The sequence below is a fragment of the Flavobacterium notoginsengisoli genome (genome assembly GCF_042686225.1).
Classification (GTDB): Bacteria; Bacteroidota; Bacteroidia; order Flavobacteriales; family Flavobacteriaceae; genus Flavobacterium; species Flavobacterium notoginsengisoli.
Genome location: NZ_JBHUOT010000002.1, coordinates 54,409 through 68,334 on the forward strand (window position 1 = coordinate 54,409; position 13,926 = coordinate 68,334).

Here is a 13,926-nt window from a genome sequence, read left to right on the forward strand (position 1 = left end):
TAGACCATTTTATAACGAATCCCCTATCAATTGGAAATACTAATTATATTTTTTCTAATTCTACTAAACGGAGTTTTCTCCATGTCTGAAATCGCTTTGATTTCAGCCCGTAAAAACAGGTTGGAAACAGCAGCGAAAAAAGGCAATAAAAGTGCTAAAACAGCACTCGATTTAGCCAATTCGCCAAACAAATTTTTATCAACAGTACAAATCGGAATTACCTTAATCGGTATTTTAACAGGTATTTATTCTGGCGATAAAATCACTGCCGATGTTGAATTATTTGTGGCAGGTTTTGCAGCTTTAAAACCTTATGCACATTCAATCGCAGTTGGAATTGTGGTTGTAGTTTTAACTTTCTTCTCATTGGTTTTAGGAGAATTACTTCCAAAACGAATCGGATTAAATTATCCAGAAGCAATTGCAAAAATGGTGGCAATGCCAATGAAAGTCATTTCAATCATTACGGCGCCGTTTATTTGGTTGTTAACTTCTTCAACAGATTTCTTGTTGAATGTTTTACAAATCAAACCAACTGCAGACGGAAAAGTGACTGAAGAAGAAATTAAGGCCATAATCAAAGAAGGGACAGAAGTTGGAGAAGTTCAAGAAATTGAACAAGATATTGTGGAGCGCGTTTTTCATATCGGAGATAGAAAAGTAAGTTCGTTAATGACACATCGTAAGTCGGTTGACATGTTGCCGTTAAAAGCAGATAAAGACAAGATTAAGGAATTGGTGGTTCAGGATCTGCATGCTGTTTATCCAGTTTATAATGATAATTACGATGATATTGTTGGAGTGGTTACACTAAAGAATATTTTCGCCAGTATAGAAAAAGATAATTTCGATTTGTCGGTAATAGTTTCTGATGCGCCTTATTTAATGGAACAGACTACGGCTTATAAAGCTTTAGAAAATTTCAAGAAAACAGGAGTTCATTACGCTTTAGTTTCAGATGAATATGGTGTTTTTCAAGGTTTGATTACTTTGAATGACATCCTGGAAGCTTTAGTTGGAGATGCCTCTGAGTTTTATAAAGATGAATTCCAGCTTATAGAAAGAGAAGATGGTTCATGGCTGGTTGACGGACATTATTCGTTACATGATTTCTTAACCTATTTCGAGTTAGACGAATTAACCAACGATTACGAAGTAAACACTGTAAGTGGCATGATCATGACCGAGCTTTCTCATATTCCAAAAGAAGGAGAAAAATTGGTTTGGCAAAAATTCGTTCTAGAGGTAATAGATATGGACGGAGTTAAGATTGATAAAGTGCTTGTTAAAGCATTGAAAGAATAAAAAAGTTTACAGTCACAGTTTACAGTCGCGGTTTGCGGTGGGACTTAGACTGAGATTAGATCAAAAATAAATTATAGTTTTCAGTTACAGTTTTCAGTCGCATTGGGTACTGAAAACTGCGACTGCGACTGAATACTTAGAAAAATGACAGAAGGAAATTTTGTAGATTACGTTAAGATATATGTTTCTTCCGGAAAAGGAGGGAAAGGATCTACGCATTTACATAGAGAGAAATTTATTGAAAAAGGTGGTCCAGACGGAGGAGATGGAGGTCGAGGCGGACATGTATATTTAGTTGGAAATAAAGGACTCTGGACATTATTTCACTTAAAGTTTGCACGTCACATTAAAGCAGGTCACGGTGGAGATGGTGGTGGCGATCGTAGTACGGGTGCAGATGGAGATGATAAAATCATTGAAGTGCCACTAGGAACTGTTGTAAAAGACAAAGAAACTGGAGAAACACTTTTTGAAATTACAGAAGATGGAGAAAAACAAATTCTGGCAAGAGGAGGAAAGGGAGGTTTAGGAAACTGGCATTTTAGAAGTTCGACAAACCAAACGCCTCGTTACGCACAGCCAGGTTTGCTTGGGGTAGAAATGGATGTAATTTTAGAATTAAAAGTTTTGGCTGATGTAGGTTTAGTTGGTTTCCCAAATGCAGGAAAATCTACTTTATTGTCTGTTTTAACTTCGGCAAAACCAAAAATTGCCGATTATCCTTTTACCACTTTAAAACCAAATTTAGGAATTGTAGCATACAGAGATTTTCAATCTTTTGTAATTGCTGACATTCCGGGAATTATTGAAGGCGCCGCAGAAGGAAAAGGTTTAGGTCATTATTTCTTACGTCATATTGAGCGTAATTCGACATTGTTATTTTTAGTTCCTGTTGATACGCCAGATATTAGAGCAGAATACGATATTTTGGTTAACGAATTAACCAAATATAATCCTGAAATGCTAGACAAAGAACGTCTATTGGTAATTTCAAAATGCGATATGCTGGATGATGAATTAAAAGCAGAATTGAAAGCAGAATTAGATGTTACTTTCAAAGATGTTCCATACTTGTTTATTTCGTCTGTTGCACAACAAGGTTTAACCGATTTGAAAGACAAACTCTGGAAAATGCTTAATGAATAATTAGATTATTTATACAATTTTAAAAAAGGTATTCTGTTTTTCAGAATACCTTTTTTTGTTTCGAATAATGTAGTGCCAATTGTGTAAAGGTTACTTAGTTCTGTATGATCTGATAGAATGACATTGAGTACGCGGATGAAACGGATTTACTTCGTAAAGTCGCGGATAAACACTGATTTAAAAAATCAGTCCAAATCCGCGTCTTCGCAATAGCGAATCTGTTTAATCCGCGTTCTGCTTTTGTGTTAAATTCTTAATAAAAGACTAAAAAAGCGAAAACATGTGCAATTTTGGATTTGTTTTGAGTGGAATAATTATAAATATGAGCTATATTCGCATCACTTAAACAAAATAACATGAAAAAAGTAATTTTATTCTTGACCATGTGCCTTATGACTTTCCCTATGAGAGCCGATGAAGGAATGTGGTTTTTGATGTTTATCGAAAGATTGAACCATAGAGATATGGAAAAAATGGGCTTGCAATTGACAGCCGAAGAAATTTACAGTATCAACAATCACAGTTTGAAAGATGCGATTGTACAATTCAATGGAGGATGTACTGCCGAAATCGTTTCAAATACTGGTTTGGTACTTACCAATCACCACTGTGGATATAGTGCCATTGCTGAACTTTCATCAGCAGAAAGAAACTATTTAAAAGATGGTTTCTGGGCTAAAGACCGTAGTCAGGAAATGAAACCAAAATCTTTGTTTGTTCGTTTCTTCGTTCGTATGGATGATGTCTCTAAAAGAATTTTATCTAAAGTAAACGATCAAATGACGGAAACGGAAAGAAACAAAGTGATTCAGCAGGAAATCAATTTGATTGAAAAAGAAAACAGCGAAAACGGAAAATACACTGTTTCTGTTCGTCCATTCTTTCAAGGAAATGAATATTACTATTTTGTTTACCAAGATTACACAGACGTTCGTTTAGTGGGAACACCACCAGAAAGCGTTGGTAAATTTGGTGGAGATACAGACAACTGGGAGTGGCCTCGTCAAACTGGAGATTTCTCTATGTTTAGAGTTTATGCAGATAAAGACGGAAATCCTGCAGCTTACTCAAAAGACAATGTGCCTTTGAAACCAAAACACCATTTGCCTGTAAGTATTAAAGGTGTTAAAGAAAATGATTTTGCCATGATCTTAGGATATCCAGGAAGAACAAACCGTTGGATGCCAGCCGGAGGAATTGAGCAAAACATAAAATATGCTTACCCTGCATGGGTTGAAGGCGCAAAGACTGGAATGGACGTAATGAAAAAGTATATGGATAAAGACGCAACGGTTCGTTTACAGTATGCTTCTAAATATGCTTCGACTGCAAACTACTGGAAAAACCGTCAGGGTATGATCGATGCTTTAACAAAAGCCGGAACGGTTGATACTAAAGCAGAACAAGAAGATAAGTTTTATGAGTGGGCAAGCAAACCTGCAAATAAAGAAAAGTACGAGAATGTAATTCCAACAATCAATGATTATTACAGAGAAACAAACTTAAAAGCACGTCACGATAATTATTTGACACAGCTTTTACGTACTTCTGCTTATGCAACTGCGCCAGCTAATTTAGGAAATGCATTAATTGCTTATTATAAAGAAAATGATGCAAAGAAAGCAGAAATGCTTCCTAAAATCAATGCATTAATTGAAAGCGTTTATGGAGAATTTTATGCTCCGTTAGAAAAGGATATTTTAACTGCACAGTTGAATTTATACGCTGCTAAAGCTGCTGAATATGGACTTGCTCCAGAAATTGCAAAAATGAAAACAGCTAACAATGGCGATTTTACTGCTGATGTAGCAAAAGCAACGGAACAAAGTTACTTTACCTCTAAAGAAAAAATATTAGGGTTTTTAGCAGATCCAAAACCGGTAGCCCTTACACACGATCCGTTGTATATTATTTCTAATGATTTGTTGACAAAATACCGTTCTAAAACAGACGATCAGGCGAAAGCTGATGATGGTTTTGCAACGGCTTTCCGTAAATTGGTTGAAGGTTTAAGAGAATCTAAATTAAACGCGATTAAATATCCAGATGCAAACTCTACTTTGAGATTGACTTACGGAAAAGTTCGCGCTTTACCTGCAGATCCTCGTAATGATGCTAAAATCAATAACTATACTACAATGGAAAGTATGGTTAAAAAATACAAAGCTGGAGATCAGGAATTTGACTTGCCAGCTCGTTTGTTAGAGTTGAACAAGAAAAAAGATTTCGGACAATATGCTGATAAAGCAGGTTACATGCCAGTAAACTTCTTAACTGATAACGATATTACCGGAGGAAATTCAGGTTCACCAGTTCTTAACGGAAAAGGAGAATTAATCGGTATTGCTTTTGATGGAAATATCGAAGCTATGGCTGGAGATGTTATTTTCGATTCTAACTTACAAAGAACAATCAACGTTGATATTCGTTATGTACTTTGGATTATTGACAAATACGCAGGAGCGAAAAACATCATCGACGAATTGACGATTGCTAAATAATCTTTAATTCTGATTATAAATATCAAACCCGACAGGTTTTTAAACCTGTCGGGTTTACTTTTTTTGCAAACTTTGTGCGTACAAACCTAACAGGTTTTTAAAACCTGTTAGGTTTTTTTTATGTATAATTCCTACTGAACTTTCACTCGAATTCCTTTTGTATGGCTTGCAAATTCTGGCGCATACATACTTTGGATTGTGGTAATTCCGTTGGAGAATTCTCCGCTGTTGTTTACTCGAATATCGTATTCTAAAACATAAGTTCCTGTGTTGATTTGGTCAAAAAAGAAATGCGTTGCCGCATCTTTTGTACTCATATAATAGCCTAAACGATCTTTGTATTGATATTCAGAAAGTACATTTACAGGCTCAAAACAGGAAGCTCGCATATCTTTTAAATGAATGTATTCTGAATTTTCTTTGGCTGTAATAATTAATCTAACAGTAACTAAATCACCTGTTTTTAAAGGATTTTTATTTGTTATTCTTTGAAGTTCATCACCTTTTAGCGTGTTTTTCTTCAAATACAATTCTTTTGAAACAGATAAAACTGCTCCGGAGTTATTTTTAATTTTATCCAAATCTTCAAAATACTGCCAATAAACACCTCCAAAACCTGGAACTTTTGATTTGTTTTGAATTTTGATGGAAGCCATGTCTTTCTTTACTTCTTCGGCTTTCCAAGTCATTTTGATGTAACCCGTTTCGGCTTCTTTTTCATTTTCTGATAGTTTTTTAGTTAGGATTTTTTCATCTCCCAATTTTATAACTGTATTGTCTTTTACCGAAAGCCAGTCGGTTCCCTGCATTAATAAAGCATAAATAGCTTCGGTAGTTGATTTTGTTGTGGGCCAGTTTTTGGTTTGTTTGTTTTTCAATAACCAGACTTTCATCGCATCTACCGATTTAGTGTCGTTATTTACTTCGGCGAAAGCCTCGATCAATAAAGCCTGAGTTTCTATCGGCGCCTGATACCAATACCATCCTGCCTTATTGGCAATCCAGTACATTCCCCAGTCTTCATTATTTGATGCAGTTTCTTTTAGACTTTCGATTATTTTTTTGGCACTTTCTTTTTCTCCAAAACGATTTAGTGTTAAAGCCGCCAATCCTTTTTCATAAAGAGAATAATTAAGCCATTCTTTTTTGGCTGTTTCTAAATATAGTTTTGTGGCTTTTTTTAAGGTATCTGATAACGGATATTTCTCTAAGTAAAAACTTCTCGTATACAAATAATGCAGATCAGAATACGGATTAAACCAAGTTAATTTCTCGTTCTTTTTCAGGTTTTTGGTTGTGGTTTTATAATATTCTAAAAATTTAGAATCTATAAACGGAATTCCAGTTTTAGTAATTTCATCACTTTTGACTGTATTGTTTTTGCCCAGTTTTTCTAAATGACCTAAACCAGCCAGAATATGTCTTGTAATATATTCGCTTTCATAACCGCCGTCAAACCAAGAAAATCCACCAGATGATTTTTGTTTTTGTTTTAATTTGTCGAAAGTAGTTTCCTGTGAACTTTTCATTTTCTCTAAATCAAACAAAAGTGCTAAATTCTTTTTCTTTTCGTCTTCAGATTGAGCGTCATTGAGCCAAGGAGTTTCGGCAAGAATCAGTGATTTTAATTCTTCATTTTCTTCTAACTTAGAAGTTGGTTTACCGCTTTTTTTCCAAGTTTCAAAAACAGTTGCAATTTTTGGATTACTCGAAATAATTTCTGAAGCTAAGGCATTGGCATAATATCGTGCAAAAGTCTGTTCGGCACATTCGTGTTCGTATTCCATTAAATACGGAAGCGACTGAATGGCAATCCAAGTTGGGTTTGAAGTATATTCTAGTGTAAATTGATGATTTTTTAATGTTGTAGAATTATTGTTTTTTAAATTCTCAAACATATATTCTTTAGTTGAATTCTCACGAACCCAAATTGGAACACTTTCAGTTACCAGCATATTATTGGTCAAAACAGGAATAATATTTTCTTCTCCATCCGAAAAATTTCCTGCTTTTGCTACGATTCGATATTGAACGCCTTGTAATCCTTCAGGAATTGTAATGATCCAGTTTGCTGTTGTATTTCCGTATGCTGAAATAGTAAAATTTTTAATGTTTTTTGTATTGAGCATTTTAGCATCAATTGACTGCATGGTTGTGGCATCAAAAAACTGCAAGCTTGCGATTCCCGTTTTCGCTTCAGCAGTAACATTCGAAATTTTAGCACTGATTACAATGGTGTCTTTTTCTCTAAAGAATCTTGGAAAATTAGGTACAACCATTAATTCTTTTTGTGTAACAACATTCTTTTCCAGATATCCTAAAACGGCATCTTTGTTATGAGCCAATAAACGAAGTTTCCAAGCTGTAAGCGCTTCCGGAGAGGTAAAGTTGAAACTTACTCTTCCTTTAGAATCTGTTTTTAGATTTGGGAAAAAGAAAGCAGTTTCAGAAAGATTTTTTCTGGCTTTGACTTGGGTTAACTCTTCTAATGCTTTTTTTGTTGTAATGATAATAGCGCCATTTGCAGCTCTGCTTCCATAAAGGGCAGTTGCTTTTTGGTCTTTCAAAACATCGATTGCTAAAATATCTTTTGGGTCTATATTGTCTATATTGGCTACTATTATTCCGTCTATGACGTAAATTGGAGAATTTGCCCCTGAAATAGAACCATTTCCTCTAATCATAACTTTATAGTCGCTTACACTCACACCAGCAATTTTTCCAGATAATGTATCTGAAATTCCGGCTGTATTATAAACGGTATTGTCTTCTTGAACGACCATTTGGGTAACTGCTCCTGTTAAAGACTGTTTTTTCTGAACACCATAACCTACTACAACAACTTCTTCTAAATTAGAAGATTCATCTTTTAAAATAATATTTTGGATTTTGTTTCGGGAAATAACAGCCGTTTCACTTTTAAAGCCAATATAAGAAAATACAAGTTCTTCATTTTCATTAGCTTCTATTTCATAATATCCATCGTAGTCGGTTGTTGTACTTCTTTGCGTGCCTTTTACGGTTACAGATACACCAGGTATTTCCAATTTGTTGTTATCGGTTACAATTCCCGATATCATTTTGGCATTTGCTGGCTTTTTTACTTTTTTGCTTAATTGTCTTTGATATTCTCTTTGAAGGTAAAGTGCATTGTAATTCGAGCTGTTAAAGTCAAATCCAAACCAGATTAATTTTGTGCTTTCATTTTTAAGTTCTATGGATTTAGAGTTGCTATTTGGATAAGAGATTATAGTATTCGTTTTTTCATTTCCTAAAACTGATTTCGATGTACCGCGAACAATACTGCCGCTGTTGTAATAACTATTCCACCTTTCCCAGTTTTTTGTAGCAAATTGATCCAAAGAAGCGTCGTACATAGAAGCCAAAACTTCAGCTTCTTTTTTTGTTGCTGTTCCTGTAAGTTTAAAAGACCAATTTTCGGAACTTCCAGGTTGTAATTTGCTTCTAAAAGTATCTACATCAAATTTTAATTCTGGTTTTTCTGATTTCAGAGCGACAGAGATACTATTATCAAATTTTTCATTTTCAAAAACACTTTCAAAATTAATTGTGACAATATCTTTGAATTCTTTTTTAAGTGGAATCCGAATTACAGTTTCATGATTTTCAAGATGGTAGGTTTCTTCTGAAAAAATATTGCCTTCAAAATTAGCCGTTCCTATGATATATAAATCGGGTATAACAGAAGTTAGTTTTAGTAAAGCAAAACCATCTTTTTTTGCATCAGAATTTATTTGTTCGACAGTAAATAATCTGCTTGTATCAAATTTATCTTTGCTTTGTTTAATTTTAAAAATGGAGCTGTTTTCAATTAAATTTCCAAAACTATCTTGAGCCGAAAAGATAACTTTATAATTTCCAGATTTATAATTTGAAATAAAATCTAAAAGAAGGATTTTGTCGGTTTCCGTATCAATCTTTTTAGAAAATACTAAAGTTTCTGGTGTTTTGTCTTTTAATTTTATGTTGGATTCATAAGGAAATAATTTTTCAAATTCTGCATCTGAAATCGCTTCGATATCAGGATTAGGAAAAACTCTGGTTTTGAATTTTGTAGAGATCGGATTAAGAAAATAAATTTTCACATCTGCTTTAACCGCTTTTGACTCGCCATTTAAATTGGTGCTCGTAAGTTTAATAGCATTTTTATTTTTGGTCGAAATTAAGGTCTTGACAGTAGTGTTAAGCTCTAAATCATGATAGCCCACTTTTATAGTAGTTTGGGCATCGTGCGTTTCGCCATTAATATCGGTTACAGAAGCTTTTATCAAATAAGAAAAAACAGGAAGTTTTTCTTTTATCGCATTTTCCGAAGGAAGTGCTGTAAAATCAATCGTAAATTTTCCTGATGCATCCGTTTTAGTTTCTCCTGTTTTTAATACTTCATTCGGTTCTTGCGAATAGTAATCTCTAAAATAATTTGTACTTCTGGTAACAGTATAAGTTACTTTCGCATCAGAAATGTTGCTTCCTGCAAAAGCTTTTGCAGTTCCGTTTACTTTTGCTAGTTTATTAAGTTCGAAACTTTCTTTTTTAGGTTCAAAATTAACTTCAAATTTCGGACGTTTGTATTCTTCAACTCTAAAGCCTAACTCTGAATAAGATAAGTTGACATTGTCCCAAAATGGATGTTCGTTTTTTGTTTTATCGTAAGCTTTGTCTTTTTCATAATCATCTGGTTCTTCTGCTTTAATATTAAAAGTTCCTGTAAGTCCGGTTTTTGGCAGAATAAATTCTCCGGAAAAAGATCCAAATTCATTTGTAGTTACGTCAAATTCTTTAAAATCACTTTGATTGGCATCTTCAACAGTAATTTTAAACGAAGTGTAAGGAACTACAGAAACTTTGCCTTTTAATCTCTGTACGGCAATTCCTTTGTAATAAACCGTTTGCCCAGGACGATAAATTGCGCGGTCTAGATAGAATTCTACTGTTGCGCTAAATTTGTGATCTTTATTATTCAGATCATCATATTCAGTATTGTAATAAAGGTAGTTTTTGTTTACAGAAAGCGTGTCATTTGCAGTGTAGAAAGAGATAAGTTCATCGTAGCCATCTTTTACTTTATCCAAAACAGCATTTCCGTTTTTATTTGTTATAACAGAGAAAGAACGAGTTTTTACGGTTATATTTTCTAAAGGTTTTCCTGTTTTTCGATCTAAAATCTGATAATTTTCCTGTTTTTCATTTTGTGATGCCAAAACTATAAATGGAGAAACCGTTATGGTTTCAAAAGCAGTTGCTTTCTTGCCTTTAGTATCAGATTCACTTTCAAAATAGACCAAGTAAGAACCTGTTTCTAATTTAGGAAGCAAAACTTCAGTAGAATATTCATAATAATCTTTTTTATCGACAAGCGGATAGATTTGTGAGGCTGTGGGTTTTGTTTTTGTGACAAGATTCTCAATTATGCTGTCTCTCTTATATGTTTTAGTCTGCTTAATTTGTGCCTGACTGATTTTAAAGAATGAAATTTTAAGATTTTCAATATTTTGATATCGAATATAACCTCTCATGTTTTCATTATTATAAACGTACTTTTGAAGCTTTACATTTAAAAATTTATGCAAAATAGCTTCTTTTTTTTGAAGCGCCAGTTTATAAGCATTCGATTTGTTTTCTGTTTTTAGAATACTATCGAGAGTCGCAACTGCTTTTATATTGTAATCTGGAAAAGTATGTTTGGATGCATGTTGAGCTAAATAATATGCTTTTTCGAGTTGAATGTTGTGAATAAGATTTACATCATTGGTTTGTTTTTGAAACGCTGTCAAGGCTTTAATGTAATCTTCATCAGCATCAACAATATAATTTTTGCTGAATTGAATTCTTTGCCAAATGTTTTCTGCTGAAGGATTATTGATTTCTTGTTTTTGATAAAATTTTAAAATCATCTTGAGATTTTCATTAGAAACCGCATCAAAATTTACTTTTATAAAATCATTTGAATTCCCTAAAAGCTCTTTTTTAAAATCAAAAAACTCACTTTTCTTAATTTCCCAAGTACGTAATTTCTGTGTTAGAATAGAAATATTTTCCGATAGTATGTAATTGAATACATTTAACGTTTTGAATTTTTCTAGTGTAGGATAATCAAAGACTGCTTCGTATTTTATCAGAGGGGTGTTTTTTAAAATAGCCTCATTTTCTAATGAGTTTTTTAAGACGAGATTAATTTGAGAAATGAAATTACTATCAGTCCATGTTAAAAAATCGGAGTCTAAAACCGTAGTATTTGTTCTTCTGTTAATTTGATATCTGTTATTGCTGTAATAATCGGTCAAACATTTCGCATACACCAAATTCAAAATTGCTTTTGATGGAATAGAAACGCGATTAATATCTGTTTGCAAATTATTTAAAATTTTCGTCTGTGCATTTTCATCAACAACCTGCAAATATTTAGATTGGTAAAAGAAGCATTTTATCATTTGGACTTCGTCTTTTTGATTTACAGCTTTTTTATAAATTTTGGAAACAATCTCGTTGGCAGATTTTACTTTGCCTTCATTTTCAAAGGCAATAACATTATCCCATTTTTTATCATTTTGCTGACCAAAAAGTACTGTCGAAATAAATAAGAATAAAAATAGTATATTTTTCATAAGATAGTTTTAATCTAAAAGATGCTCTAATTTTAAAAAAGGTTGGAAATGACGAATGATTTTTTTTTAAAATAGTTTTCGCACAAATTAACAATTTATCTTTAAAACCAAATGATGCATATTATATTTCCTTATTTTTGAAAAATAATTATCAAGTTTAATTAGTTATTTGCCATTTCGATTAACCGATTAAACAGTTTAACGATTAAACATTTTAAATGAAAACACATTTCATCGCCATTGGCGGAAGCGCAATGCATAATCTGGCATTAGCATTACATAATAAAGGTTATCAGGTTACAGGAAGTGATGATGCTATTTTTGAACCTTCAAAATCAAGATTAGAAAAAAAAGGAATTCTTCCTGCAGAAATGGGATGGTTTCCGGAAAAAATCACTTCAGATATTGATGCGATTATCTTAGGAATGCATGCAAAAGCAGATAATCCTGAATTATTAAAAGCACAGGAATTGGGTCTTAAAATCTATTCTTATCCTGAATTTTTATACGAACAGTCTAAAAATAAAACTCGTGTTGTAATTGGTGGTTCTCATGGAAAAACTACAATTACTTCGATGATTCTGCATGTAATGCACTATCACAATATTGCTGTAGATTATATGGTAGGAGCACAGTTGGAGGGATTCGATACAATGGTTCATTTAACAGAAGAAAATGATTTTATGGTTTTGGAAGGCGATGAGTATTTGTCTTCTCCAATTGACCGTCGTCCGAAATTTCATTTATATCAACCCAATATTGCTTTAATTTCCGGGATTGCCTGGGATCATATTAACGTGTTTCCAACTTATGAAAACTATGTAGAGCAGTTTGAAATTTTTATTCAGAAAATTACAAATGGCGGAATTTTAGTTTACAATGAAAATGACCCGGAAGTAAAACGTGTTTCTGAAGCAGCAACGAATCCAATTCGAAAAATTGCTTATTCAACTCCGGAATATGCTGTGAGCGATGGAGTTACTTTGTTAAAAACTCCGGAAGGCGATATGCCAATTGAAGTTTTTGGAGCGCATAACTTAAATAATTTGGCCGGAGCAAAATGGATCTGCCAAAATATGGGTGTGGATGAAGAAGATTTTTACGAAGCAATTGCAAGCTTTAAAGGTGCCTCTAAGCGTTTAGAAAAAATTGCGGAAGGAAAAGGAAAAGTGGCTTATAAAGATTTTGCGCATTCGCCAAGTAAAGTTGCCGCTACAACGAAAGCAGTTAAAGAACAATATCCAAACAGAACTTTGGTTGCTTGTCTGGAATTGCATACATACAGCAGTTTAAATGCGGCATTTTTGAAAGAATATGAAGGCGCTTTAGATAATGCTGATGTTGCGGTTGTTTTTTACTCGCCGGATGCTGTAAAAATTAAGCAGTTGGAAGAAGTGACTTATGAGCAGATAGCAACTGCATTCAACAGAAAAGATTTAATTATTTATACCAATCCGGCTGAATTTAAAGAATATTTATTCAATTTAAATTTAGATAATTCTGCACTTTTATTGATGAGTTCAGGGAACTACGGAGGTTTGAATTTTGATGATGTAAAAGGGTTGATTAATTAGAGAATTAATCAATTTGAGAATGAGATAATTGCCGATTGTAAAACAATCGGCTTTTTTATGGATTGGAATTTGGGATTTGGATTTAGAATTTCATTCCCAATATTTAAAATGGCCAGTGATTTTATAATCAAACAAACAATCTTCCAGAACTTGTCCTCCGCCAACATTATGGACAATTAGATTTCTTTCTCCATCTTTTGATTTTTTATTGGTTATGATGCCAATATGGGGCAGTTTGTCATTAATCATCCAGGTAACTAATTCTCCTGTTTGGTAATCTTTTGCATTTTGACTTATAGGAAGTTTAATTCCTTTTCTCTCAAAAAAAACTTCTAAATTAGGAACTCTTCTGTGATCGATATTGGTATCTGTTTTGGTCATTCCCCATTTTTTCAGATTCGGATATAAGGAGAAATTTTCAAGCATATCTTCGTGAAGTTCTTTCTGTAAATCTATACCTAATATTCGATAAGAGCGTATGATTACATCTGTGCAGACGCCTTTGTTTTTTGGAACATCTCCGTTTGGATATTCAATTTTAAAATAAGAAGGATCATAATCAATAGATGGATCAATTATAGATATTGCCGCTTTAGATAATTTTTCTCCAAAAGTTTTTGGTTCATCATAATGTAGTGAAATAATTTTTCTTGTTTCTTTCTGTTGGCAGGACAAGAGAAAAATGAATAAAAGAGAAATATGTAATGATTTCATTTTTAGGTTTTTGTTTCTAAAGTTAATCAAATTTAAAATCGATTATATTTATTTGAAAGA

6 protein-coding genes are annotated in these 13,926 nt (G+C 33.1%); 4 read left to right on the forward strand and 2 right to left on the reverse strand.

The genetic code is table 11. From position 1 onward, the window contains the following. Nucleotides 1-30 precede the first annotated feature (30 nt). The 3 genes from ACFS3A_RS05460 to ACFS3A_RS05470 all read left to right on the forward strand — a co-directional run bounded on the left by ACFS3A_RS05460 (nucleotide 31) and on the right by ACFS3A_RS05470 (nucleotide 4,952). Nucleotides 31-1,305, forward strand: a complete 1,275-nt coding sequence (locus tag ACFS3A_RS05460; RefSeq protein WP_179002157.1) for a hemolysin family protein — start codon at nucleotides 31-33, stop codon at nucleotides 1,303-1,305. A 144-nt stretch (nucleotides 1,306-1,449) separates the two neighbouring features. After that, entirely contained in the window at nucleotides 1,450-2,451 is a 1,002-nt protein-coding gene (gene obgE / locus ACFS3A_RS05465; protein WP_379824438.1) for a GTPase ObgE, read from the forward strand. Between the two features lie 356 nt (nucleotides 2,452-2,807). Continuing rightward, on the forward strand, nucleotides 2,808-4,952 hold the full coding sequence (locus ACFS3A_RS05470) for a S46 family peptidase (RefSeq protein WP_379824439.1): 2,145 nt from the start codon (nucleotides 2,808-2,810) through the stop codon (nucleotides 4,950-4,952). A 131-nt stretch (nucleotides 4,953-5,083) separates the two neighbouring features. Here ACFS3A_RS05470 and ACFS3A_RS05475 read toward each other — a convergent pair whose 3' ends face one another. Further along, entirely contained in the window at nucleotides 5,084-11,578 is a 6,495-nt protein-coding gene (locus ACFS3A_RS05475) for an alpha-2-macroglobulin family protein (RefSeq protein WP_379824440.1), read from the reverse strand. Nucleotides 11,579-11,796: 218 nt separating this feature from the next. Here ACFS3A_RS05475 and ACFS3A_RS05480 point away from each other — a divergent pair, with 218 nt between their 5' ends. Then, entirely contained in the window at nucleotides 11,797-13,152 is a 1,356-nt protein-coding gene (locus ACFS3A_RS05480) for a UDP-N-acetylmuramate--L-alanine ligase (protein WP_379824441.1), read from the forward strand. Nucleotides 13,153-13,242: 90 nt separating this feature from the next. On the opposite strand, the gene ACFS3A_RS05485 is transcribed toward ACFS3A_RS05480, so the two are convergent. Further along, entirely contained in the window at nucleotides 13,243-13,866 is a 624-nt protein-coding gene (locus tag ACFS3A_RS05485; RefSeq protein ID WP_379824442.1) for a DUF1287 domain-containing protein, read from the reverse strand. Nucleotides 13,867-13,926: the final 60 nt, after the last annotated feature.